Below are 23,971 nucleotides of genomic sequence, written 5' to 3' on the forward strand. Positions count from 1 at the left end.
AATGTCAAATCCCCGCAGTCGGCGCTGCGTCATGCGACGGGCTCAGCCGCACCGGCGGCCCGCCACTGTCAAATGGATGGCCCTTCGCGCGCCTGCGCGCCGCCAATCCTCCGTAATAATCATGACTCGCCTTTTCCGTCGCGCGGCAGCACACTGCATTGTGTCGACGCGGCGTTCCCCCGGTGGAACGGTCCCCCTCGCTTCCATCGCGTCGCGTCGGCCCATTCATCACGACACCACGGAAAAGAACATGCAACGCTCGCTGATCGCCCTCGCTTTCGCCGGCCTCGGCCTTTCGCTGTCCGGCCTCGCTCACGCCGTCAACGTCGACGTCAACATCGGCACGCCCGCGCCGGTCGTCGTCGCACCCGCGCCCGTCGTGGTCGCCCCCGCGCCGGCGGTAATCGTCGGCTGGCACGGCGACCGCTACTGGGACGGCCGCCGCTACTGGGAACGCCGCGAATGGGAAGATCATCAGCGTCATCGCGGTCATGGCGGCTATCACTGCCCGCCGGGACACGCAAAGAAGGGGGAGTGCTGAGCCCCCGGCGTTGCCGCTTTGAGCCGCCTGTACCGCAAATCGGCGATCTGCCGACGCAGGCGCGCCCTTCTATCGAGCCGCCCTGACCGGGCCGAAAGAACGTCGACCGACGCCCCCCACCCTCGGCAGTCACACACGTCACGCCCGCGCTTGTGATGGCGCAAATACGCCTGCGCCGCGCAATCAGCCCGCTGTCGGGAGATTGCCGGTTCGCGCCGCGATATCGATCCGATGCTCGACGATATCGGCCATGTCGTCGCTGACGATCGACTCGGCCGTCACGCCCGGCTGCCGGTCGCAGAATTCGCCGAGCAACGGCGCGAGAAAACGACGGGTAAGCGAATACGGCGCCGCAACACGGAAAGATGCTCACGTTCCGGCGACAACACGGCCTCGCCCGGTTCGTGTCGATGCAGAGCCGGTACAGCCTGGTCTGCCGCGACGACGAGCGCGACATGCTGCCGTCGGTGACACTGGCGAATACCGTCATCGCATTCAATCGATTCCCCGTACCGGGCACGCCTTCATGGCACTGCTCAGAGCGGAGACCGTAGCGATCACAATGACGAGAAAAAGCCGACGGCCGATGAACGATGAGATCTCGAGGCTACCGATGCCTCCCCCGGCTTGCGCAGTAGAGGCCGCTCCGTCGCGCCATCGATGCGTTCCCTTCTCTGTCACGCTTGAACCTGCGAACAAGGCGCACCCAAGGATGGACGCGCCTCTTTCACGGCTTAATTAACGAGGTAGCACCAACACGGTTTGGGTTTGCTCGGGCCGACTACTGCGACGGGTTTGCAAGGATCGGAGGGGCCGAGCACCGCTTCTCTTTCGCAAGGCGGCTTCGGCTTGGATGGACCGATCACCGCTTGGGCCATGGCCGACAGCGAAGCAGTGAGCATCAGGGAAGCCAGCAGGATTTTGATTTTCATCGGATACGTCTACTCTCAATATTATAAGAATCAATTGGATCGGCTATTCGCCGTTCCTTCGTGCGGGCGTCGAACAACGCCACGCAGGAGAGCATACTTTCGATGACAAGGACAAAACTATAGGACAACTTCCAAATTGGAGAATATGGTCACGTCCGAGTACGAAGGCCGCATTGCGGCCACGACGAGTGTCCGGACGACCGGAGGGGTGACGCAGGCGCGCGCCCGCCGCCGCGAAGCCCGGCAGGGCATCGCCCTCCCCCTGCCAGTCATGCGCGTTACTGGAACGCCACTTCCGCAAAGCTGCGCAGCTTCCGGCTATGCAGCTTGTCGAGCCCGTTCGTGCGAAGGATCTCCATCGCCTTCACGCCGATCTGCAGATGCTGGTCGACCTGCCCGCGATAGAACGTGTCGGCCATGCCCGGCAGTTTCAGCTCGCCATGCAGCGGCTTGTCCGACACGCACAGCAGCGTGCCGTACGGCACGCGGAAGCGGAAACCGTTGGCGGCGATCGTCGCGCTTTCCATGTCGAGCGCGATCGCGCGGCTCTGCGACAGCCGCTGCACGGGTTCGCGATGGTCGCGCAGCTCCCAGTTGCGGTTGTCGACGCTCGCGACCGTGCCGGTGCGCATCACGCGCTTCAGCTCCACGCCCTCGAGCCGCGTGACCTCGGCCACGCCGCGCTCGAGCGCGAGCTGCACTTCGGCCAGCGCCGGGATCGGCACCCACAGCGGCAGGTCGGCGTCGAGCACGTGATCTTCCCGCACGTAACCGTGCGCGAGCACGTAGTCGCCGAGACGCTGCGTGTTGCGCAGCCCCGCGCAGTGACCGAGCATCACCCACGCGTGCGGACGCAGCACCGCGATGTGATCGGTGATCGTCTTCGCGTTCGACGGACCGACGCCGATGTTGACCATCGTGATCCCGCTGCCGTCCGCGCGCTTCAGGTGATACGCGGGCATCTGCGGCAGGCGCGGCGGCGCGGTGCCCTCGGCCGGCTCGCCGCCGAGGTTCGCGTTGTACGTGACGACGTCGCCCGGCTCGACGAATGCGCTGTACTCGCTGCGGTACGCGCGCACCTCGGGATCGTCGCTTTCCGTCATCATCGTGCGGCCGAGCTTCACGAACTCGTCGATGTAGAACTGGTAGTTCGTGTAGAGCACATAGTTCTGGAAATGCGTGGGCGACGTCGCCGTGTAGTGGCGCAGCCGATGCAGCGAGAAGTCGACGCGCGCGGCGGTGAACAGCGCGAGCGGATGCGGCTCGCCCGGCGCCGGCTCGAACGTGCCGTTGACGATGCGGTCGTCGAGATACGACAGGTCGGGCGTGTCGAAGATGTCGCGCATCGCGAGCAGGCGGTCGCGATCGAGTTCGCCCTCGAGATGGATGCCTTCCGGAAACGCGAAATGGATCGGAATCGGCTGCGACGACACGCCGATCTCGATCTTGACATGGTGGTTCTTCGCCAGCAGGCGCAGTTGCTCGCGGTAGTAGTTCGCGAAGAGATCGGGGCGCGTGACCGTCGTCTCGAACACGCCCGGCCCCGCGACGAAGCCGTACGAGCGGCGCGAATCGACGTGCGTGTTGACGTCGGTGCGGATCCGCACGAACGGATAGCACGCGCGCACGTGCTCGGTGATCGCTTCGTGGCGGCGATTGCGCGCGAACGCATCGCGCAGGAAACCCGTATTCGTGTCGTAAATGGCGGACAGCCGCGCGACGGCAGCGATCGGATCGTCGAAAGCCTCGGTCGACGGGCTTTCGGGCGACAGCACACGGTGCCGGCGGCTCAAATCGTTCTTCATTTTCATCACCTCGTCTGATCCGACGACATTACCACGGAACCAGGTCGCCCTTATGGTCGCCCTGTGCACGCGGGGGCCGGATGGCGCGCAGTATTTGCTAAAATCGGTAGGTTCACTGGAGACTCATCATGAAGCCGCTCATTTTCGTCGCCGCTGCCGTCGCGTTTGCCGCCGCCAGCGTCGCCCACGCCGCCGGCGGCACGCCTGACGCCGACGCGCAGGCCCGGGCCGAGGCCAACGAAGCCGCCGGCCTGCCCGATCTCCGCAAGATCAACCGGCCGGGCGCCGAAGTCACGTCGAAAGTGGACTTCGCCGACATCCGCCGCACGCCGAGCTTCCACGAAAAGAGCAAGAACGGCACCGAAGTCACCGAGTACCGCGACCGCGGCAAGCCGGTCGAGATCGACGTGAAGTCGAACTTCGGCACGCGCTACCAGATGAGCTCGACGCCCGACACGTCGCCGAAGCCGCACGACGCGGGCATCCCGATCACGCGCCTGCCGTCGCTGAACCTGCGCTACTGATTCCGTGGCGCCGCGCACCGACCGCGCCGCGCCGCCCCTTCACCTGCTGTCGCGCTGCACGCCGCCCGCGTGCCGACACCCTGACCTGACGCATCCGCATGGCCGTTTTCACCGCTGTTTCCGACTCCGATCTCGCGCAATGGATGCGCCACTACGAACTGGGCGACGTGCTTGCGTTCCGCGGCATTCCGTCCGGTATCGAAAACAGCAATTTCTTCCTGACGACGACGCGCGGCGAATACGTCCTCACGATCTTCGAAAAGCTCACGGCGCAGCAGTTGCCGTTCTACCTCGACCTGATGCGCCACCTGGCCGCCCACGGCGTGCCGGTGCCGGACCCGGTCCCGCGCGACGACGGCGCGCTGTTCGGCGAGCTGCACGGCAAGCCGGCCGCGATCGTCACGAAGCTCGACGGCGCGGCCGAACTCGCGCCCGGCGTCGAACACTGCATCGAGGTCGGGCAGATGCTCGCGCGCCTGCACCTCGCGGGGCGCGACTATCCGCGCAGCCAGCCGAACCTGCGCAGCCTGCCGTGGTGGCAGGAGAACGTGCCGGCAATCGTGCCGTTCATCACGGACGCGCAACGCACGCTGCTCGAAAGCGAGCTCGCGCACCAGGCCGGTTTCTTCGCGTCGGACGACTATGCGGCGCTGCCGGCCGGCCCATGCCATTGCGACCTGTTCCGCGACAACGTGCTGTTCGCGCACGCGGCGCCCGGCACCGGCCACGACGTGCGGCTCGGCGGCTTCTTCGACTTCTATTTCGCGGGCTGCGACAAGTGGCTGTTCGACGTCGCGGTTACCGTCAACGACTGGTGCGTCGACCTTGCGACCGGCGTGCTCGACGTCGCGCGCGCCGATGCGCTGCTGCGCGCGTACCAGACGGTCCGGCCGTTCACGGCCGAGGAACGCCGCCACTGGAGCGACATGCTGCGCGCCGGCGCGTACCGCTTCTGGGTGTCGCGCCTGTACGACTTCTACCTGCCGCGCGCGGCCGAGATGCTCAAGCCGCACGACCCCGGCCATTTCGAACGCATTCTGCGTGAGCGTATCGCGCATACGCCCGCGCTTCCCGAGATCCAAACCGCATGCAACTGATCGAAGTGCCCGCGAAAACGGGCTATGTCTGGTTCCGTCAAGGCATCTGGCTGTTCCGCCGGAATCCGCTCGCATTCATCACGCTGTTCTTCACGTACCTGCTCGCGATCACGCTGGTGTCGATGGTGCCCGTGATCGGCTCCGCGCTGCCGCTGGTGTTCATTCCCGGCATCGCGGTCGGCTTCATGGCCGCGTGCCGCGACACGGTGGCCGGCAAGACCGTGATGCCGACGATCCTCGTCGACGGCTTTCGCTCGTACGGCACCGTCGCGACGCAGCGGCTGCTCGTGCTCGGCGTGATCTACGTCGTGTCGATGGTGCTGGTGTTCGCGGCATCGTCGCTCGTGGACGGCGGCGCGCTGTTCCACGTGATGATGGGCGCGGCCGACGAAGCGAACACGACGCCCGAGACGCTCGCCGCGCAAGGCACGCTGGGCGCGCTGTTCTTCGCGACGCTACTCTATCTGCCGGTCGCGATGCTGTTCTGGTTCGCGCCGGTGCTGGTCGCGTGGCATGACGTTCCGCCCGCGAAGGCGCTGTTCTTCAGCGTCGTCAGTTGCTGGCGCAATCGCGGTGCGTTCGTCGTGTACGGCGTGCTGTGGTTCGGCGTCGCGCTCGGCACGTCGCTCGCGCTGTCGCTGCTGCTGCAGGCGCTCGGCGCCGGCGCGTATGCGCTGACGATCATGATGCCGGTGACGATCATCATCGTCACGATGCTGTACTGCTCGTTCTACGCGACCTATCGCGGCTGCTTCGGCGTGCAGGAACCGGGCGCGACGACGACGATGTCGGGCCGCTGACCCTTCTCCCGGCCGGCGCATGTCGCCGGCCGTCACGCTGTTTCCCGCGCCGGGTGGGCGCCCGGCGCGCTTCCGATCTCTCCCCTTTTCCGGTATCGACCGTCTCTGGTCGCCCCCTGTTCAACCTGAACTTTTGCGCGCAAAATAATTTGTGTGCAAATCGTTCGCGCATCCGCCGCGCTTCCCGAATCATGGATCGCCTGCCTCCGCTGCCCCAGACGCTCGACGAGCAACTCTGCTTCGCGCTTTACTCGACTTCGCATGCGATGACGAAGGCGTACAAGCCGCTGCTCGACAAGCTGTCGCTGACCTATCCCCAATATCTCGCGATGCTCGTGCTGTGGGAGCGCGACGACCTGGCCGTGAAGGACATCGCAGCACGGCTCGACCTCGATCCGGCCACGGTCACGCCGCTGCTCAAGCGGCTGGAAGCGCTCGGCTACGTCGAGCGCGTGCGCAGCGCGACTGACGAACGCGTCGTCAACGTGCGCGTGACGCCGGAAGGCCGTGCGCTGAAGGACCGCGCGCGCTCGGTGCCCGCCGATCTCTTTTGCGCGATGCAACAGACGCCCGACTTCCTGATCAGGCTGCGCGCCGATCTCCAGCAGTTGCGCGACGCGTTGTCGGTAGCCAACGAACGCTGACACTTCGCGCGCGAAGCCACCCACCCCGCGCTGGCGGGTTTTTCTTCAAAATTTAATTTGCACACTAATCATTTGTGTTCTATATTTTAGTCATGGCCGGCGACATCCCGTCCGACCGGACCGCTTTCCCCCTCTCTTCCCGACAGGAGTTGCACGATGAACATTCTGTACAAGACCAGCGCCACGAGCACGGGCGGCCGCGACGGCCGCGCGGTATCCGCCGACCACAAGCTGGAAGTGAAGCTGGCCGCGCCGCGCGAACTCGGCGGCACGGGCGCGGAAGGCACGAATCCGGAGCAGCTGTTTGCCGCAGGTTACTCGGCCTGTTTCCTGAGCGCGATGAAATTCGTCGCGGGCCAGAACAAGCAGACGCTGCCGGCCGATACGCAAGTGACGGCGGAAGTGGGCATCGGCCCGAACGATGCGGGCGGCTTCGGGCTCGACATCGAACTGCGCGTGTCGCTGCCGGGGCTCGACAAGAACGACGCGCAAGCGCTGGTCGACAAGGCGCATCACGTGTGCCCGTACTCGAACGCCACGCGCAACAACGTGCCGGTGCGCCTGACGGTCGTCTGACGCGACCAGGTTCGGGCTTCGACAGAATACGAAAAGGGCGCGTGCAGCTCGATGCCGCACGCGCCCTTTTACGCGATTCGTCGAAATGGCGGGCCGGCGGGCCCGCGTGCGCCGCTTAGCGCGCGCCGATCGAATACGGACGGTTCATTGCCGCGTCGCGATCGATCTTGCGCATGCGGAATTCGAGATCGTAGATGTCGGTGGCTTCGGCCAGATACGCGTCGGCGCGCTCTTTCGCGGCCTTTTCGGCGTTCTTGGTCAGCATCAGGAACAGGTGGCTCAGCAGGTACATGGTCGATCTCGCTATTCAAAGGTTCTGGACTAGGGTTTTCCCGAATTATAGGGAAAACCCTAGGCTTTGACCAGCATCGATCAAACCGTGCGTCGTTCGGTCGCCACAGTGCGGCGATGGGTTTCGAAAAAAGCCCAGATCATCGCGCTTGCGTCGGGGCCGACCGCCGCGTGAAACGGCACGGCTTCGTCGCCGCCCGCCCACGCGTGATCGAGCCCTTTCACGTGACACAGCCGCACGACCGGCTCGCCGTCGCGGCACACGTCGGTAATCTGGACGCCCGTTTTGCGCGTCTCGACGCGCTCGCCGCCACGCAGCGCGCCCCGGCTGTCGGCGAGCCCGTTCAGGCGCATGAACTGGACGGTCAGCTGGTCGGCATTCTTCGGCGCCACGACATGGTCGCCGTCGCCCTGGACGATCAGCGCGGGCATGCCTGGATATGCGCTGGCGTCCACCAGCGCGTCGACCACCGCGGCCGGGTTCTGCCGCAGCCCGCGGCGCATCACGTCCATCGCGGTGATGCCGGAATTCGCTTCGCCGAGCGCGGGGCCCGAGTGCAACGCGACCGCCGCGAAACGGTCCGGATGGTGCAGCGCAAGCAGCGATGCGAGCCCCGCGCCGGCCGACAGCCCCGCGACGTAGACGCGCGACGCGTCGAAACCCTGCTCGTCGACCAGCGCGTCGACCAGCGCCGCCACCGTGTCCGCCTCGCCGCGCCCCGCGCGGTCGGTGTCTTCATACCAGTGCCAGCACCCATGCGCGTGCGCGCGCAGCGACTGTTCCGGATACAGCACCGCGAAGCCGTGCTTGTCGGCCAGCAGGTTCATCCGCGTGCCCTGCGCGAATTCGTCGACGGACTGCTGGCACCCGTGCAGCATCACGACGAGCGGCATCGCGCCACGCCGGCGGCCGGGCGGCACGTAAAGCCCGTATGCGAGATGCTGGACGAGGCGTCCGAGCGCGGGCGCCATCGGATGTTCGCCGCGCGTCCACTCGCCCGCCGCCCACGCGGCCGCGCGCGGCCGCACGCGCGATTCGCGAGGCGGGGACGGATCGGACACGGCAGGAGAGGCCGCGGCCTCGAGTGCGTCGCGCGCGATGCGCTGCGCATCGCGCGCCGCGCGCTTGGCGACCGGGGACAGCATGCGTTTCATGCCGCCCAGCCACACCTTGGTCAGACTTTTGGTCATCGATCGGGCTCGCAGTCAGGAAAAATAGGGGCGCGATGAAGCCGCCGCAACGGATGCATCGTTTGACTTTGTGCAATGCACCATAACATTGTTTCCAGGATTTTTCCTGCTCGCCGAGCGTTCCCGGCGGCGCAAAAGCGGGCCCCCATACGGACACGGCGCTATACTGGGGTTTCGTCGCTTGTATCCGTTGTAGTCGTTCTTCCCGGCTCGCGCGTTGATTTAAGCATTGTCCCGCCTTCGTTCGTCCCCTTCCCGATGTTCGACCTGCCCGCTCACCTGTGGATCATGATCACCGCGTTCGGCGGCGCCGGTCTGACCTTGCCGCTCGCGATCACGATAGCCGTCTGGCTCATGCTCGGCTACTCATGGCAGCGCGCGGCCGCGTGGCTCGGCGTGCTCGCGGCCGCAATCGGCGTGGTCGCGCTCACGAAGATCGCGTTCCTCGGCTGGGGCATCGGCATCCGCGCGTGGGATTTCACCGGCTTCAGCGGCCATGCGATGCTGTCGACGTCGGTGTATCCGGTCGCGATTTTCCTCGCGCTGATCCGCACGCGCACGCCGGTGCGGATCGCCGGCATCGCGCTCGGACTGGCGGCCGGCATCGCGGTCGGCGTGTCGCGGGTCGCGCTCGACGCGCATTCGCCGTCCGAATCGATCACAGGCTGCATCGTCGGCGCGATCGCCGCGCTCGCGTTCATCGCCGGCTCGTGGCGCGCGGCGCCGCACCGCTGGTCGGTGCCGGCGGTCGTCGCGAGCCTCGCGCTCGTCACCGTGGCGCTCCACGGCCTCACGGTGCCGTCGCATCGCTGGGTCACCAAAGTCGCGCTGGAACTGTCGGGCCACGAGCGCCCCTTCGTCCGCGCGCGCTGGAAGGCCAATCCGAACTACCATCCCGCGTCGCAGCCGTCGTCGCTGCAGCGCACCGAATCGGCGCCGCCTGCGCTTCATGCGTGACCGGCCGCCCGGCCGCCCGTTTTCATGTCTGACCATTTCATGCGCACCGTCGCATGCGCAGTATGTCGAGCGTTATAACCCGCCCTATATTACGATGACGGTTTCCACCCATTCACAACGAAACCCATGCGCTCAACCGCCCGTCCGCTTCGCCGCGCCCTGCTTCGCCTGCTGCCGATCGCCACGCTTGCCGCCGGGGTCGCGCTCAGCGCACCCGCTTGCGCCGCCGACGAACTCGTCGTGTCGGCAGCAGCCAGCCTGACGAACGCGTTCAAGGCCGTCGGCGACGCGTACGAGAAGCAGCATCCGGACACCAAGGTGCTGTTCAACTTCGGCGCATCGGACGTGCTGATGCAGCAGATCGCCAAGGGCGCGCCGGCCGACGTGTTCGCGTCGGCCGACCAGAAGGCGATGGATCGCGCGGTGAACGAGAAGGTGATCGTGCCCGGCACGCGCCGCGACTTCGCGGCGAACTCGCTCGTGCTGATCGTGCCGGCGGACAGCCGCGCGGCCGCGCCGACGTCGCTGAACGACCTGACCGCGCCGGGCGTGAAGCGCATCGCGTACGGCGACCCGGCCTCGGTGCCGGTCGGCCGCTACACCGAGGGCGCGCTGCGCACGGCCGGCGTGTGGGATGCGGTCAGCGCGAAGGGCGTGCTGGCCGCCAACGTACGCCAGAGCCTCGACTACGTCGCGCGCGGCGAGGTCGACGCGGGCTTCGTGTTCGGCACCGACGCCGCGATCATGCCGGGCCGCGTGAAAGTCGCGCTGACGGTGCCGACCCGGACGGCCATCACTTACCCGATCGCCGTGGTCAAGGACAGCCGCCACGCCGCGCAGGCGCAGTCGTTCATCGATTTCGTCGCGTCGCCGCAGGGGCAGGCCGTACTGTCGACGTTCGGCTTCAAGCCCGCCAAGTGAGGGAATCGCGATGCAAGACGCCTGGGTCCCGCTGCTGCTGTCGCTGAGGGTTGCCGGCTGGGCGACCGCACTCGACATCGTGCTCGGCGTCGCGGCCGCGTTCGTGCTCGCGCGCTGGCGCTCGCCGCTGCGCGACGTCGTCGATTCCGTGCTGACGCTGCCGCTCGTGCTGCCGCCGACGGTGCTCGGCTATTACCTGCTCGTGCTGCTCGGCCGGCGCGGCGTGTTCGGCGCGTGGCTCGACAAGTTCGGCATCGAACTGGTGTTCACGTGGCAAGGCGCGGTGATCGCGTCGATGGTCGTCGCGTTTCCGCTGATCCTGAAATCGGCGCGCGCGGCGTTCGAAGGCGTCGATCCGCATCTCGAACGCGCCGCGCGCACGCTCGGGCTCGGCGAAGTTGCGGTGTTCTTCCGCGTGACGCTGCCGCTCGCTACGCGAGGGATCCTCGCCGGAGCGCTGCTCGCGTTCGCGCGCGCGCTCGGCGAATTCGGCGCGACGCTGATGATCGCCGGCAACCTGCCCGGCCGCACGCAGACGCTGTCGGTTGCAATCTACGCGGCCGTGCAGGCCGGCGACGACAACACGGCCAACTTCCTCGTGCTGGTGACGTCGATCACCTGCGTGCTCGTGCTGCTCGCGACCGGCTGGCTCGTGCCGTCGCGCGCCCGGCGGAGCCAGTTGACATGAAGCGGCCGTCCTGTCCGTATCAGTGGCGCCGCCCGGCGGCCGGCCCGCTTCGGCGGAGGCCCGCATGAGCGTCGTCGTCGACATCCGCAAGACCTACGCGAACGCCGAGCGCCGCTTCACGCTCGACGTGTCGTTCACGGCGACGACGCAGCGCGTCGTGCTGTTCGGTCCGTCTGGCGCAGGCAAGAGCATGACGCTGCAGGCGATCGCCGGGCTGCTGACGCCCGACGAAGGCGCGATCACGCTGAACGGCGAGCCGCTGTTCGACGCCGCGCGCCGCATCGACGTGCCGACCCGCGAACGCCGTGTCGCGTACCTGTTCCAGGACTATGCGCTGTTCCCGCATCTGAACGTGCGGCAGAACATCGCGTTCGGGCTCACGGCCGGCCTGCGCAACCCGCGCGCGAAGACGGCGCCGCCGGAGGTCGCGTACTGGCTGCGCGCGTTCGATCTCGAATCGCTCGCGGGGCAATATCCGTCGCAACTGTCGGGCGGGCAGAAGCAGCGCGTGGCGCTCGCCCGTGCGCTGGTCGCGCAGCCGCGCATCCTGCTGCTCGACGAACCGTTCGCGGCGCTCGACGGCGCGATGCGCCAGCGGATGCGCCATGAGCTCGCCGAACTGCAGGCGCGGCTCGACATCCCGATGGTGCTGATCTCGCACGACCCCGACGACGTCGCCGCATTCGGCGACCAGGTCGTGCAGTTGAGCGAAGGACGCGTGCAGGCGAGTTCGCCGCACGCCGAGTGGCCGACGCGCGTCACCTGAACGCGCGACGCCGTGGTCGTGAGCGTGGCGCCCGCCGCCACGCTGGAGCCTGAGAGCAGCCGCGTCGCGGCACAGGCTGAAAGCGGAAACGAAGCCGGTGCGATGCGCACGCATGCGGCACCGGCTTCACGCCGCCCCGCACGACGGCCCCAGGCCAATGGAAGCCACGCTGCCGGCCGGGTCAGCCGGTCACCGCCAGAATCACGCTCGACGCCTTGAACAGCGCGATCGCGCGCCGGCCGGAGCCGAGCTGCAACGCATCGACGCTGTCGTTGGTCACGACGGCCGTCAGCGTCCCGCCGCCGTCGAGCGCCAGCGTCACCTCGCTGTTCACCGCGCCCGCCGTGACGGCTTCGACGCTGCCGCGCAGCCGGTTGCGCGCGGACACCTTCAGGTCGGGCCCGCCATCGTCGACCGCGAGCACGACCCACGACGCCTTCACCAGCGCGCACGCGCTCGCGCCTTCCCGCAGCCCGAGCGCTTCGGCGCTTTCGTGCGTCAGCACGGCGACGACGGCTTGCCCGCCCGGCAGCGCAAGCGTGACCTCGTCGTTGACGGTGCCGCGCACGATCGACGCGACCTTGCCGAACAACTGGTTGCGCGCGCTCGTCTTCATCCCGATCCGGCCGATCAGCGCCCAGTCGACGTCGAAGCCGGCAACGGCCGCGCTCGCGGCCTCGATGAAACGGCGATGCTCGCGCTCGATCGTGCGGAACACGGCGATCAGCGACGTCGCGCGCGGCGTCAGCGTCGTGCCGCCGCCGCCCTTGCCGCCCGTCGAACGCGCGACGAGCGGCTCGCCGGCGAGATTGTTCATCGTGTCGACCGCCTCCCAAGCGGCCTTGTAGCTGAGGCCGACGGCCTTCGCCGCGCGCGTGATCGAACCGGTGTCGCCGATCGCCGCGAGCAGCGCGATACGCGTCGCGCCGCCGAGCGTCTGTTCGCCGGCACGCAGCCACAGCTCGCCACCCAGTTCGAGCGGCCCGGCGGACGAGGAAGAATGCGGTGCGTCGGTCATCATCGGCATGCGGGCAGGAAACGGGCGGCCATTATAGGGCCCGGCGCGCGGCGCTCAGCCCGGCTTGCCGTCGAGCTTCGGCGGCCGCAGGCTGGCCAGCAGCGTCTCGGCGTCGCGCGCGGCCCGCTGTTCGAGCGCGGCGCCGTAGCCGCGCACGAAACCGAGCTGATACGGCGGCGCCGCCAGTTGTTCGAGATGGTGCAGCGCGACCATCGCGTCGTTCGCTTCGCCGAGCACGCTCTGCACGCGCGCCAGCGTCTTGACCGTCTCGGTGCGCGTGCGGCGCGACGCCAGCGACGCGAAGAATTCGAGGGCGTAGCGCAGCCGCTTCGCATCGATCCGCACCTGGTGGCGCGCCGCCGTGTCGAGCGACGTGAGCGACGGCGAGCCGTACAGATGACCGAACAGCCGCCGCACGCGCTTGGTCGCGTGACGCCGCAGCGACGGCGCGTCGTCGTCGCCACCCGCCGGCAGCGCGAGCGCGCTCAGCCATTCGAGCCAGCCGAGCGTCAGCCGCGCATAGCGGGCCGAATGCAGCGCCTGCCGCAGTTCGACGCGCGCGGCCATCGACTGCGCGCGGGCGGCGTCGAGCGTGCCGTCCCACGCACCGCCGCCGCCGTCGGCCGCGATCAGCGCGGGCAGGCTCTCGGTCGCGAACACGTCCCAGTCGCGCACGGTGCCGAGCAGCGCGGCGAGCCAGCGCAGGTCGACACCGAGCGTGTCCTTCCATTGACGGTCGGTGAAGCGCGGGAAGAAGCGCATCAGCGTGCGCAGGCGGCGCAGCGCGACGCGCATCTGGTGCACGAACTCGGGATCGTCGCGATCGAGCACGCCGCACTCGTTGCCGAGCCATTGCGCGGTGATGTCGCCGGACAGCGCGAACAGCGCGGCGCGCTGCGTGCGGATGCCGCTCAGGTCGACGGGCTGCGCCTTGACCAGCGCGGCGGCTACCGGCCCGCCCGCACAGGCGCGGTCGATCACGCTCGTCAGTTGCACGAAGGCGGGCCACGCGCCGGTCAGTTCGCGCGCCGCGGCAAACAGCGCGTGCAGCGCGGCCGTGCGCGCGGCAACGGTTTCCCAGTCGGGCGCGGCCAGTCGCAACTCCACGTAGCGGCGCGGCGGCTCGCCGCCGCCGTGCAGCGCGATGTCGTCGAGCGTCATCTCGACCACGACGCCGCTGTCATCGGCCCAGCGCCCGCGCCGCCGTTCGCTGACGATGCGCAGCGCCGACGCCTGGGATCGCGCTTCGTCGGTGTCCGATGCAACGCCGTCGATCTCGGCGGCCGGCGCGTCGGCACCGGCCGCGGCACGTGCCGCAGGCACCGGCGACGTCGCGACGACGATGCCAGCGTGCTCCGCGTCGAACAGTTCGCGCTGCGTGACGCCGGGCGCGAACGTCTCGGTGCGCGACGCGACGACCCGTGTGCCATGCGCGTTCGCTTCGAGCCAGGTCCACCAGCTCGCGCCCGGGCTCCGCTCGGCCTCCTCGATCTGGCACGGCTCGATCGTCACGCGCTCGTGGCCGCGCCGCATCCGGACCTGCGGGCAGATCCGCCACGCGCGCACGAGTTCTGCGCCGAAGTCGCGCTGCGCGCCACGGGCGCGGCTTGCGCCCTTTCCCGGCCACCCTTCCAGCGACAACGACAACACGATTTCCAGCACACGCGACATGGAGGCTCCTGCACAAGAAGGATCGCCGGCGCATCGACCGCGCCGGCGTCGCTCGTGAAGCAACTTCCATAGTACACGCCCCAAAAGAGCGCAGCCGACGATCCGGCCCTGTCTCCCTGTGGCACGTCAAACCGGCACGTCAGACGGCGTATTGCGCGATGCCGTTGCCGAACGACCAGTTCTCCTTCAGCACCTCGACGAGACCGATGAATACGTCTTCCTGCCGCACGCCGGGCTGCTGCGACAGGTTGTCGGCGATCGTCCGGTACAGCGCCCGCTTCTGCTCGAGCGTGCGCGTGTTGTTCGCGGTGATCTGGATGATCACGAGATCGTCGCTGCGTTCGATATCGAGGTAATGACGGCCGAACACGAAATTCTCGGCCGCGTGCTCGGTGACGACCATGAAGATGTCGTCCTCGGGCACGTTGAACGTCTGTATCAGCGCGCGTTGCACACCGTCGACGAGGGCCTTGCGGTAGGCGGCCGGTTTGCCTTCGCGTACGGCGATACGGGTGAATGGCATGGTGCTGCTCCTGTCGGTGAGTGACGTTGAAGATCGAAAACACAGCGTCAGGTTAGGCGCGGCAACCTATAATGAACAGTCATTGATGAATATTTCATTCATTTTCAACTGAAATGAAAGTACTCGATCTCGATGCGGTACGCGCGTTCGTGCTGGTCGCCGACCTCGCCAGCTTCACGCGCGCAGCCGATGCGCTCGGCACCACGCAGTCGGCCGTCAGCCTGAAGCTGAAGCGGCTGGAGGCCCATCTCGGCAAGCCGCTGCTGGCGCGCACGCCGCGCGTCGTCAAGCTGGCCGCCGACGGCGAGACTTTCCTGCCGGCCGCCCGCGCGCTGCTCGACGCGCACGAGCACGCGCTCGGCGCGATCTCGACCGGCACGGTGCGCCTGTCGCTCGGCGTCAGCGAGCACGTCGCGGTGCCCGACCTGCCGGCCGTGCTGACGAGCCTGCACCGGCAGGATCCCGGGCTGTCGCTGGAAATGCATCTCGGAGCGTCGACGAGCCTGCTTCCGCAGTACGACGAACGGCGGTTCGACGCGGTGATCGTCCGGCACGAGCCCGGCGAGGATCCGCCGCGCGACGACGCCACGCCGCTGTTTACCGAGCCGCTGGCGTGGCTCGCCGCGCCCGACTGGGCGCCGCGCGCAGGCGAGCCGCTGCCGCTCGCTGTGCTGGCCGGCCCCTGCGGGGTGCGGGCCGCCGCGCTGCGCGCGCTCGACCGTGCGGGGCTGCCATGGCGCGAGCGCTTCACGGGCGGCGGGGTCGCGGCGGTCACGGCCGCCGCCGCGGCGGGGCTGGCCGTCTGCCCGCTCGCGCGGCGCGTCGCCCCCCGCACGCTGGTCGACGTCGGCGCGAAATTCGGGCTGCCGGCGCTGCCGCGATCGCAGGTCGTGCTGTATTCGCGCGTACGCGACGCCCGCGCCGCCGCCGCGCTGCGCAGGTTCGCCGACAGTCTTGCAATCTCGGCGTAAACTAGCGGGCTCCTCCGTAATCTCCAGACGAATTCCCATGAAGCCCGACGCCCGCAAGCACCTCCGCGCCAACCTGCTGATGCTGGGCGCCGCCGCGATCTGGGGCTCCGCTTTCGTCGCGCAACGCCTGAGTCTCGACGTGATCGGCCCGTTCCTGTTCACCGGGCTGCGCTTCCTGCTCGGCGCGCTCGTGCTGGTGCCGCTGCTGATGCTGAATCCGGCGTCGCGCACGCAACTCGCGGCGATTCGCCGCGAACCGGCGCTGCTGCTGCCCGGCCTCGCGCTCGGCGGGCTGCTCGCCGTGTCGATCTCGCTGCAGCAGGTCGGCCTGCAATACACGCGGATCGCGAACGCCGGCTTCATCAGCTCGCTGTACGTCGTGATCGTGCCGCTGATGGGCGTGTTCGCGCGCCACCGGATCGGCGCGGGCACGTGGTTCGGCGCGTTGCTGGCCGCGATCGGCCTGTATTTCCTCAGCATCGACGAGCACTTCTCGGTGCTCTACGGCGACTGGTTCCAGCTCGCGGGCGCCGTCATCATCGCCGCGCACGTGATGGCGGTCGGCCATCTCGCGAAGCGCCACGATCCGCTCGTGCTCGCGTTCCTGCAGTTCGCCGTGTGCGGCGTCGCGTGTCTCGCGGCCGGCCTGGCCGTCGAACCGGTCAGCGTCGCGATGCTGCGCGGCGCGCTGCCGACGCTGCTGTACGGCGGGCTGCTGTCGGTCGGGGTCGGCTATACGCTGCAGGTCGTCGCGCAGCGCGACGCGGCGCCCGCGCACGCGGCGGTGATCTTCAGCATGGAAGGCGTATTCGCGGCGATCGCCGGCTGGGCCGCGCTCGGCGAAACGCTGACGCTGCGCGCGCTCGTCGGCTGCGCGCTGATGCTGGCCGGCCTGCTCGCGTGCCAGTTGCTGCCGAACGGCGACGCGCGGAAAAAGGACGAGGACGCGCTGCCGGCGTGACGCCCACCGTCCCTATAATGGCGATTCGCGTGACTTCCACGCCAACCGCTTCCGACAGGCCAGCTCCGTGACGTCCACTTCCGTCGATCCCGCCGCCGACCTGCTGCGCGAACGCGCAGCGCACTACGCCGCCCAGGCGGCGCTGTTCCTGCGCGACCAGGCGCTCTCCACCGCGTCGCACGACCTGCGCAGCCCGCTGAATGCGATGCACAGCTGGGCCTACGTGCTCGAGCGCCAGCTCGCCAATGCCGATCCGAACCTGCAGCGCGCGCTCGCGGGCATCCGCACGGGCATCGACCAGCAGGTCGCGCTGATCGATGGCGTGCTCGACGCGCCGCGCGCGGAAACCCGCACGCTCGCGCTCGCGCCGCGGCCGTTCGCGCTGCGCGCGCTGCTCGACGAAACGATCGCGCTCGTGCGTTTCACGCTCGCCGACACCCGCCAGGTCGCGCTCGACACGACGCTGCCGGATGGCGAGCCGTCGCTCACCGTCGATCGCGAACGCGTCGCGCAGGCGCTCTGGACCCTGCTGACGACGGCCGTCGAGGCCAGCGCCGCGGGCAGCCGCGTCGTGTTCGCCTGCACGCGCGACGGCGCACAGTTCACCGCGCGCGCCACCTGCACCGTGAACACCGGCGTGCTCGTCGATCCCGCGCAGCCACACGCGTTCGAATCGTTCGCCCGGCACGAGATGCTGCGCGAGCGCGACGCGAAACGCAGCGCATGGGCGCTCGCGCTGTGCCAACGCGTCGCCCTCGCGCACGGCGGCACGTTCGCGCACGACGTGTTCGGCGACGGCGCGCCCGCCACCCTCACGTTCTCGATTCCGTGCGAGGCGCCGGTGTAAGCAAGCGGCCGCCCGACACATTACAAAATCCTTTCTGGCCCTATACTGACGGGCCATTCATAACCGGAGCGATTCTTTGTTACAGATCTTCGCGCTCATCGGCGCGTTGTTCCTGGTGGCCCTGAACGGGTTCTTCGTTGCGGCCGAATTCGGCCTCGTCAAACTCCGCGCGACGCGCGTCAAGACCCTCGCCCGCAAGCACGGCCTGCGCGGGCGCATCCTCGCCATCGTGCACGGCCGGCTCGACGCGTATCTTTCCGCGTGCCAGCTCGGCATCACGCTCGCGTCGCTCGGCCTCGGCTGGGTCGGCGAACCGGCGTTCGCGGAACTGATCGGCCCGCTGCTCGACCTGATCGGCGTCGAGTCCGAACGCGTCGTGCACCTGATCTCGCTCGTGTTCGCGTTCTCGCTGATCTCGTTCCTGCACATCGTCGTCGGCGAACTGGCGCCGAAATCGATGGCGATCCGCCAGCCGGAGAAGGTCGGCCTGTGGGTCGCGCTGCCGCTCTACGCGTTCTACTGGGCGATGTATCCGGCGATCTGGGTGCTCAACACCAGCGCGAACGCGGTGCTGCGGCTCGCGGGGCTGTCGGCCGACCACGGCGGCGATGCGCACTATTCGACCGACGAGCTGAAGCTGATCCTGCGCAGCCGCCGCAGCGCGGCCGGCAATGCGGCCCAGCCGGCGCGCGGCACATACAGCAACGACGAGTGGAACACGCTCGCGCATTCGCTCGATTTTTCGTCGATGACCGTGTCGGACCTGATGCGGCCGGCCCATGAAATGATCGGCCTGCGGCGCGACCTGCCGCTGCCCGACAACATGGAGATCGTCGCGCGGCACCGCTTCAGCCGCTATCCGCTGTTCGAGGATGCGTCGCGCGAACAGGTGAGCGGGCTGATCCACCTGAAGGACCTGCTGCTCGCGCGTCACGCGGGCGCCGCGCTCGCGGATCTGTCCGACTACGTGCGCCCGGTCCAGTACGTGAAGCCCGACACGCCGGCGCTGGAGCTGTTCCGCCGCTTCCGCAAGGGCGCGCCGCACTTCGCGCTGGTCGGCAACAAGGGCGAGAAACCGATCGGCTTCCTGACGCTCGACAACCTGCTCGGCGCGCTGGTCGGCCAGATCCACGACGAGTTCCGCCAGGGAGACGCCGACTGGAGCCGCCTCGACGACGGCACGCTGATGGGCAAGGGCAGCCTGCCCGTCGTGTCGCTCGAGCAGGCGCTCGGCATCGACATCGACGAAGGCCGCGCGGAATCGGTCGGCGGCCTCGTGATCCAGGCATTGAGCGACCTGCCGACCGAAGGGCAGCGCGTATCGTTCGACCGCTTCGACGTCGTCGTGAAGAAGATGAACGGGCCGCGCATCGTGCTCGTGCGCGTCTATCCGAAGATCGCGAAAGAGGCCGACGAATGACGGCGGCGGGTTGCATCGCGCGATGAACGCGCCGCTGCCGCGCTGCTGCGTGATCACGCCGGAGCCGGCATCCGCATCGGCGGCCGATCGGGCCGCGTTCCTCGATCGGCTGTCGACCGTGCTCGCGCGCGGTGAAACGCTCGTGCAACTGCGCGTGAAATCGTTCGACGCGGCCGCGTTCGCGTCGCTGGCCGCCGCGGCGCTCGCGCGCTGCAACGCGGCCGGCGCGCATCTGATGCTGAACGGCCCGATCGACGCAGCCGGCGTGATGCGGCTCGACGGCGCCGGCTGGCATCTCGACGGCCCCGCGTTGCGCGCGGTCGCGCAGCGGCCGCTGCCGGCCGGCCGGTGGGTGTCCGCCGCGTGCCACTCGGAAGACGACCTGCTGCTGGCCGCGCGCGCCGGCGCGGATTTCGTCACGCTATCGCCGGTGCTGCCGACGCTCAGCCACCCCGGCGCGCCGACGCTCGGCTGGGCGCGATTCGACGCGCTGGCCGCGCAGGCCGCGATGCCCGTGTTCGCGCTCGGCGGCATGACGCGCGCGCACCTCGACGACGCGCGCCGTCACGGCGCGTACGGGATCGCGGGCATTCGCGGGTTCTGGTAATTCGGTATGTTCCGGCAGCGCGGCCGTGCGCGACCGATGGCCGCCACGCCGCTTCACGCGTTCATCGGCTCATGCGTTCAGGTTCGCACGCCTGCCGCGCCATGAACCGTCGTCGAGGCGACGCACGTCGTGCGTCAGCGCGTAGCGATTGACGTCGCCCGTCAGCCACGCGACGAGCGAATACGGCGGCAACTCCCCTTCATCGACCCGGTCGCGCGCGCGTGCCGGCGTCTCGAACACCACCCGCCCGACCGGTGCATCGAACGGCAGCGCATCGGGCGACAGGTTCAACGCGATCGTCAACGTCTCGTCGTCGGCGAGCCGCCATGATGCGCACAGCGCGTCGGCATCGCCGTCGCCGTCCGCCTTCAGCGCATGGGCTTCCTGCGGCCGGCAATCGGTCAGCCTGGGCGCGATCAGCTTCGCGCGCACCGCGAGCGCCGACTGTACGAAATGCGCACGGTCGATGTCGCGCGCGGTTTCGTCGAAGACCAGCGGGATCTGCGGCGTGAGCAGCGACAGCGCGAGCGCGGCCAGACCGGCCGCCTGCCCGTGATCGCCCGGGCCGCTGTCGCGCCATGCGCCGTCCGACAGCACGAGCGACGTCAGCGACAGCCCGCTGTCGGCGGCCATCCCGTCCGCCGATGCGGCCGGCTGATACGCCGCGCCAGCCGCGGTCAACGCGCGGGCGAGCGTGTGAATCGACTGGTGCGTGGAAATGCCTTCATGAGCCGACGTGTCGCGCCCGGTGAGCCGGTGCAGCGCGCGTTCGCCGCAACCGTTCCACTGCGCATCGAAATGGGTATCGGCCAGATGCGCCGGATGCCGCTCGCTGCCGAGCACGAGGTGGATCAGCCGGTCGGCCGGCACGGCGGCGCGCACGCGATCCGCGATCTCGCGCAGCCACGACACGCCGATCCGGTCGGCTTCGCGCAGGCGCAGCCCGTCGCAGCGGTATTCGTCGATCCAGTACAGCGCGTTGTCGCAGAAGAAATCGCAGACTTCCGGATGATCGAGCGCGAGCGGCGCGGCCTGCAGCGGATCGTCGCGCGTATGGAAAAACGGCCCCGCGTAGTGGCGCAGCGCGTCGGTGCCGCTGCCGAAGCGCGCGTAGTCGAGCTCCAGCAGCACCGCGAGACCGTAGCCGTGCGCAGCGTCGATCAGTGCCTTCAGCGCGTCGGGGCCGCCTTCGGCCGCAAGCGGCGCGAACGGCAGGCTGTCGTGCGGCGACGCGAGCAGTTCCAGCGCGGTCACGCCGAGACGCGCCAGCTGCGGCAGGCGACGGCGCACGGCGTCGAAGCCGCCCACCGCGTGCGGGCGGATCGCGTAGAGCGCGATGTCTTCCCACGCGCGCCCGTGCCAGAACGTATTGCGCCACGTGAACGCGCGCGGATCGACGACCTCGCTCGGGCCGTCGAGCCCCTCGGGCTGCGAGCGCGAGGCGGGATCGGGAATCGACACGGTATCGTCGAGACGATAGCGGTAACGCGCGCCCGCGCCGCAGTCGACGAAAACCTCGAACCAGTTCGGGCCGGCGCTCGTCATCGGCACGAGCGTCGGGCCGTAGCCGGTATCGAGTTCGAGCTCGACGTGGGCGCTGCCGGGCGCCCACACGCGGAAATGCGTGCGCGGCGTCGTGCACAGGGCGCCGCAGGGCTGCGCGCCAAACGGCAAACAATGGATGTAGTGCTGCGCGTACGGATCGTGCGGACAATCGGACATCATGCGCTCCTCGTGCGTACCGAGCGGCATGGCCGCGCCGATGGCGCAGCGCATCGGAGCCCGGCATGCGAAGGCCAGGCGGGGGGAGAGCACCGAGTATGCGCCGGATTCGCCACGTCGATGCATCGTAGTCAGACATTTTTAAATGCGAATCGACCCTTGGAAAATCGCGCGGGAAACCGGCCGGCATGCGCCCGCCAGTCGGGTAGTCGGCATACCGGAATGATTGCTCGTCTTGTTGCGCCGGCCGCGCGCACATACGCTCTGCGTCCTGTTCGCGGACACGTCGTCCGCCCCGATCCGAGGACCTGCCATGTCGCTTCCCGCCAGCGCCGCGAAATTCGATCCGTCACGCGCACACGACTACGCCGAACAATCGCGCATCGCGCTCGCCGGCTACGATGCGTGCCACGAACTCACCGCATGCATGCTCGCGTCGGCGATCGGTGCGGCCGATGCGCGGATGCTCGTCGCCGGCGCGGGCGGCACGGGACAGGAAATCTGCGTCGCGGCCGCGCTCGAACCGGGCTGGCAGTTCACGGCCGTCGACCCGTCCGCGCCGATGCTCGCGCTCGCCCACGCGAACGTCGAAGCCGCGGGCTTCGGCGCGCGTACGACATTCGTCGAGGACGGCGTCGACGCGTTGCCCGACGTGCCCGCGTTCGACGGCGCGACGCTGATCGGCGTGCTGCATCACGTGCCGGGCGACGACGCGAAAGCCGCGCTGCTGCACGCGATCGCGCGACGCCTGAAGCCCGGCGCGCCGCTCGTGCTCGCCGGCAACCATCGCCGCTACGCGGACCACCCGCGCCTGCTCGACGCGTGGCAGCAGCGCTGGCGCATGAAGGGCGCCACCCCCGACGCCGTGCGCGCGCAACTGGCGAAGATCCTGCAGGGCGCCGATCCGCCCGCGTCCGAGGAAGCCGTGTTCGCGCTGCTGCGCGACGCGGGCTTCGATGCGCCGCTGCGTTTTTTCGCGAGCCTGTTCTGGGGCGCGTGGATCGCGGTGCGGCGCGCATGACGGTCGATGCGCCCGGCGGCGGCGTGCGTCACACGATTCGCGTACGCGGCGCATGGGCTCGGTATGATGGCGTTCCCGCCCCCCTTCCGGCCTCGACATGCTGACCGTCCATCACCTGAACAACTCGCGTTCGCAGCGCGTGCTCTGGCTGCTCGAAGAACTGGATGTGCCGTACGAGATCGTGCGCTACGAGCGCGATCCGAAGACGATGCTCGCGCCGGCCGAATTGCGCGCGATCCATCCGCTCGGCAAGTCGCCCGTCGTGACCGACGACGGCCGCACCTTCGCCGAATCGGGCGCGATCATCGAGTACCTGGTCGAACGCTACGGCGACGGGCGCCTCGCGCCGCCGCCCGGCTCGCCCGAGCGGCACGACTACACATACTGGCTGCACTACGCGGAAGGGTCGGCGATGCCGCCGCTGCTGCTCAAGCTCGTCGCGCTGCGGATCGCGCATGCGCCGATGCCGTTCTTCGCGCGGCCGATCGCACGCAAGATCGCCACGACGCTGCAGTCGGGATTCGTCGATCCGCAGATCGACCTGCATCTCGGCCATGTCGACGGCACGCTGGCGCGCAGCGGCTGGTTCGTCGGCGACGGCTTCAGCGCGGCCGACATCCAGATGAGCTTTCCACTCGAAGCCGCGACCGCGCGCGGCGGCGGCAGCCGGTATCCCGCGATCGCGCGCTTTCTCGACACGATCCATGCGCGGCCGGCCTACCGGCGCGCGCTGGAGCGCGGCGGCCGGTACGACCTGCTCAAATAACCGGCGTCAGCTCAGCAGCCCCGCCGCGACGTTGATCGACAAGCCGAGCACGGCCATGTTGAAGTAGAACGACAGGATCGATTGCGCGAGCACCGAGCGCCGCGCGGTGCGGTTCGCGAGCGACACGTCGGCCGTCTGCGACGCGACGGCGATCGTGAATGCGAAATACAGGAAATCCCAGTAGTCGGGCTCCGGATGCTGGTCCGGGAAACGCAGCGCGCGATCGCCGCTCGGCGAGCCGTAATAGAGCCGCGCGTAGTGCAGCGTGAAGATCGTCGGGATCAGGAACCACGCGCCGAACAGCGTCGCGCCCGTGATCGCGTAGTGGCTGAGCCCCGCGCGAAAGCCGACGCTCTTGGCGGTCGCGAGTTCGATCGCGATCGCGGCCACGCTCGCGATGGTCGCGAGGCACACGACGGTCAGCACGGTCGTCGCGTTTTCGTCCTCGCGAATCGCGACTTCGCGCACCTTGTAATGATGCGCGGTGACCATGCGCACCCACATCAACGCCAGATACAGCCAGACCGCGCAATCCCAGCCGATCAGCGCACGCGCGGTGGCGCGCAGCGGAAACGGCAGCAGCACCGCGCACAGCACGCCGGCGACGAACGCCGCGACCATGCGCGGCCGGTTGCGTAATACCTGCGGATAAAGCGTCATCGTGTGATTCCGAAAGCAGATGGAAAGGGTTCGGCCGGGTGCGCGGCAGCG

The 23,971-nt window shown here is 68.7% G+C and carries 26 protein-coding genes; 17 read left to right on the forward strand and 9 right to left on the reverse strand.

The features are described from left to right. Nucleotides 1-250: 250 nt before the first annotated feature. Nucleotides 251-541, forward strand: a complete 291-nt coding sequence (locus A9Z05_RS13545) for a hypothetical protein (protein ID WP_069618515.1) — start codon at nt 251-253, stop codon at nt 539-541. Between the two features lie 183 nt (nt 542-724). Here the strand turns inward: A9Z05_RS13545 and A9Z05_RS13550 are convergent, their stop codons facing one another. Further along, nucleotides 725-856: a hypothetical protein gene (locus A9Z05_RS13550; RefSeq protein WP_256121985.1), complete on the reverse strand. Its 132-nt coding sequence runs from the start codon at nt 854-856 to the stop codon at nt 725-727. Between the two features lie 895 nt (nt 857-1,751). Then, the gene (locus A9Z05_RS13555; RefSeq protein WP_069618516.1) at nt 1,752-3,278 is read right to left on the reverse strand and encodes an AMP nucleosidase; all 1,527 of its coding nucleotides are present in this window, start codon (nt 3,276-3,278) and stop codon (nt 1,752-1,754) included. A gap of 128 nt (nt 3,279-3,406) precedes the next feature. Here A9Z05_RS13555 and A9Z05_RS13560 point away from each other — a divergent pair, with 128 nt between their 5' ends. The 5 genes from A9Z05_RS13560 to A9Z05_RS13580 all read left to right on the forward strand — a co-directional run bounded on the left by A9Z05_RS13560 (nt 3,407) and on the right by A9Z05_RS13580 (nt 6,919). Then, nucleotides 3,407-3,802 carry a hypothetical protein gene (locus A9Z05_RS13560; protein WP_006479446.1) on the forward strand — a complete coding sequence of 132 codons (396 nt, stop codon included), beginning with the start codon at nt 3,407-3,409 and terminating at the stop codon, nt 3,800-3,802. Nucleotides 3,803-3,900: 98 nt separating this feature from the next. Then, nucleotides 3,901-4,899, forward strand: coding sequence for a homoserine kinase (locus A9Z05_RS13565; protein ID WP_069618517.1), 999 nt, complete (start codon nt 3,901-3,903; stop codon nt 4,897-4,899). Continuing rightward, nucleotides 4,890-5,699, forward strand: coding sequence for a BPSS1780 family membrane protein (locus A9Z05_RS13570; protein ID WP_069618518.1), 810 nt, complete (start codon nt 4,890-4,892; stop codon nt 5,697-5,699). Before A9Z05_RS13565 ends, A9Z05_RS13570 begins: the two co-directional genes overlap by 10 nt. A gap of 191 nt (nt 5,700-5,890) precedes the next feature. Continuing rightward, nucleotides 5,891-6,343, forward strand: coding sequence for a MarR family winged helix-turn-helix transcriptional regulator (locus A9Z05_RS13575; RefSeq protein ID WP_069618519.1), 453 nt, complete (start codon nt 5,891-5,893; stop codon nt 6,341-6,343). A gap of 156 nt (nt 6,344-6,499) precedes the next feature. Beyond that, nucleotides 6,500-6,919, forward strand: coding sequence for an organic hydroperoxide resistance protein (locus A9Z05_RS13580; protein ID WP_069618520.1), 420 nt, complete (start codon nt 6,500-6,502; stop codon nt 6,917-6,919). A gap of 115 nt (nt 6,920-7,034) precedes the next feature. Here the strand turns inward: A9Z05_RS13580 and A9Z05_RS13585 are convergent, their stop codons facing one another. Both A9Z05_RS13585 and A9Z05_RS13590 read right to left on the reverse strand, forming a co-directional pair. Beyond that, a complete protein-coding gene (locus tag A9Z05_RS13585) occupies nt 7,035-7,211 on the reverse strand; it encodes a DUF3563 family protein (protein WP_069618521.1) in 177 nt (58 codons plus the stop codon). Between the two features lie 80 nt (nt 7,212-7,291). After that, nucleotides 7,292-8,401, reverse strand: coding sequence for a PHB depolymerase family esterase (locus A9Z05_RS13590; protein WP_069618522.1), 1,110 nt, complete (start codon nt 8,399-8,401; stop codon nt 7,292-7,294). Between the two features lie 258 nt (nt 8,402-8,659). Between A9Z05_RS13590 and A9Z05_RS13595 the strand changes: the two genes are divergently transcribed. From A9Z05_RS13595 to A9Z05_RS13610, 4 genes are all read left to right on the forward strand, one after another. Then, nucleotides 8,660-9,358, forward strand: coding sequence for a phosphatase PAP2 family protein (locus A9Z05_RS13595; protein WP_069618523.1), 699 nt, complete (start codon nt 8,660-8,662; stop codon nt 9,356-9,358). A gap of 126 nt (nt 9,359-9,484) precedes the next feature. After that, nucleotides 9,485-10,279, forward strand: coding sequence for a molybdate ABC transporter substrate-binding protein (modA, locus tag A9Z05_RS13600; RefSeq protein ID WP_069618524.1), 795 nt, complete (start codon nt 9,485-9,487; stop codon nt 10,277-10,279). Nucleotides 10,280-10,289: 10 nt separating this feature from the next. Further along, entirely contained in the window at nt 10,290-10,967 is a 678-nt protein-coding gene (gene modB, locus A9Z05_RS13605) for a molybdate ABC transporter permease subunit (RefSeq protein ID WP_069618525.1), read from the forward strand. A 64-nt stretch (nt 10,968-11,031) separates the two neighbouring features. After that, complete coding sequence (locus tag A9Z05_RS13610) at nt 11,032-11,733, forward strand: sulfate/molybdate ABC transporter ATP-binding protein (RefSeq protein WP_069618526.1); 702 nt, start codon at nt 11,032-11,034, stop codon at nt 11,731-11,733. 181 nt (nt 11,734-11,914) lie between these two features. Here the strand turns inward: A9Z05_RS13610 and A9Z05_RS13615 are convergent, their stop codons facing one another. The 3 genes from A9Z05_RS13615 to A9Z05_RS13625 all read right to left on the reverse strand — a co-directional run bounded on the left by A9Z05_RS13615 (nt 11,915) and on the right by A9Z05_RS13625 (nt 14,945). After that, nucleotides 11,915-12,751 carry a TOBE domain-containing protein gene (locus A9Z05_RS13615; protein ID WP_069618669.1) on the reverse strand — a complete coding sequence of 279 codons (837 nt, stop codon included), beginning with the start codon at nt 12,749-12,751 and terminating at the stop codon, nt 11,915-11,917. 54 nt (nt 12,752-12,805) lie between these two features. After that, nucleotides 12,806-14,422, reverse strand: a complete 1,617-nt coding sequence (locus A9Z05_RS13620) for a CHAD domain-containing protein (RefSeq protein ID WP_069618527.1) — start codon at nt 14,420-14,422, stop codon at nt 12,806-12,808. 139 nt (nt 14,423-14,561) lie between these two features. Beyond that, nucleotides 14,562-14,945, reverse strand: coding sequence for a tautomerase family protein (locus A9Z05_RS13625; RefSeq protein ID WP_069618528.1), 384 nt, complete (start codon nt 14,943-14,945; stop codon nt 14,562-14,564). A 113-nt stretch (nt 14,946-15,058) separates the two neighbouring features. Here A9Z05_RS13625 and A9Z05_RS13630 point away from each other — a divergent pair, with 113 nt between their 5' ends. The 5 genes from A9Z05_RS13630 (at nt 15,059) to A9Z05_RS13650 (ending at nt 19,751) form a co-directional block, all read left to right on the forward strand. Beyond that, a complete protein-coding gene (locus A9Z05_RS13630) occupies nt 15,059-15,916 on the forward strand; it encodes a LysR family transcriptional regulator (protein ID WP_069618529.1) in 858 nt (285 codons plus the stop codon). Nucleotides 15,917-15,953: 37 nt separating this feature from the next. Then, complete coding sequence (locus A9Z05_RS13635) at nt 15,954-16,877, forward strand: DMT family transporter (protein WP_069618530.1); 924 nt, start codon at nt 15,954-15,956, stop codon at nt 16,875-16,877. Nucleotides 16,878-16,944: 67 nt separating this feature from the next. Further along, nucleotides 16,945-17,724 (forward strand): sensor histidine kinase KdpD, encoded by a 780-nt coding sequence (locus tag A9Z05_RS13640; protein WP_069618531.1) that lies wholly within the window; start codon nt 16,945-16,947, stop codon nt 17,722-17,724. A 76-nt stretch (nt 17,725-17,800) separates the two neighbouring features. Next, nucleotides 17,801-19,144 (forward strand): hemolysin family protein, encoded by a 1,344-nt coding sequence (locus A9Z05_RS13645; RefSeq protein WP_069618532.1) that lies wholly within the window; start codon nt 17,801-17,803, stop codon nt 19,142-19,144. Between the two features lie 22 nt (nt 19,145-19,166). Further along, nucleotides 19,167-19,751, forward strand: a complete 585-nt coding sequence (locus tag A9Z05_RS13650) for a thiamine phosphate synthase (protein WP_069618670.1) — start codon at nt 19,167-19,169, stop codon at nt 19,749-19,751. A 69-nt stretch (nt 19,752-19,820) separates the two neighbouring features. On the opposite strand, the gene A9Z05_RS13655 is transcribed toward A9Z05_RS13650, so the two are convergent. After that, nucleotides 19,821-21,473, reverse strand: coding sequence for a DUF3459 domain-containing protein (locus A9Z05_RS13655; RefSeq protein ID WP_069618671.1), 1,653 nt, complete (start codon nt 21,471-21,473; stop codon nt 19,821-19,823). 313 nt (nt 21,474-21,786) lie between these two features. Here A9Z05_RS13655 and A9Z05_RS13660 point away from each other — a divergent pair, with 313 nt between their 5' ends. Next, nucleotides 21,787-22,494 carry a class I SAM-dependent methyltransferase gene (locus A9Z05_RS13660; RefSeq protein WP_069618533.1) on the forward strand — a complete coding sequence of 236 codons (708 nt, stop codon included), beginning with the start codon at nt 21,787-21,789 and terminating at the stop codon, nt 22,492-22,494. A 97-nt stretch (nt 22,495-22,591) separates the two neighbouring features. Beyond that, nucleotides 22,592-23,260: a glutathione S-transferase gene (locus A9Z05_RS13665; protein ID WP_069618534.1), complete on the forward strand. Its 669-nt coding sequence runs from the start codon at nt 22,592-22,594 to the stop codon at nt 23,258-23,260. A 6-nt stretch (nt 23,261-23,266) separates the two neighbouring features. On the opposite strand, the gene A9Z05_RS13670 is transcribed toward A9Z05_RS13665, so the two are convergent. Next, nucleotides 23,267-23,920 carry a DUF1345 domain-containing protein gene (locus tag A9Z05_RS13670; RefSeq protein WP_069618535.1) on the reverse strand — a complete coding sequence of 218 codons (654 nt, stop codon included), beginning with the start codon at nt 23,918-23,920 and terminating at the stop codon, nt 23,267-23,269. Between the last annotated feature and the right edge of the window lie 51 nt (nt 23,921-23,971).

Source organism: Burkholderia sp. A2 (assembly GCF_001729305.1).
Lineage (GTDB): Bacteria > Pseudomonadota > Gammaproteobacteria > Burkholderiales > Burkholderiaceae > Burkholderia > Burkholderia sola.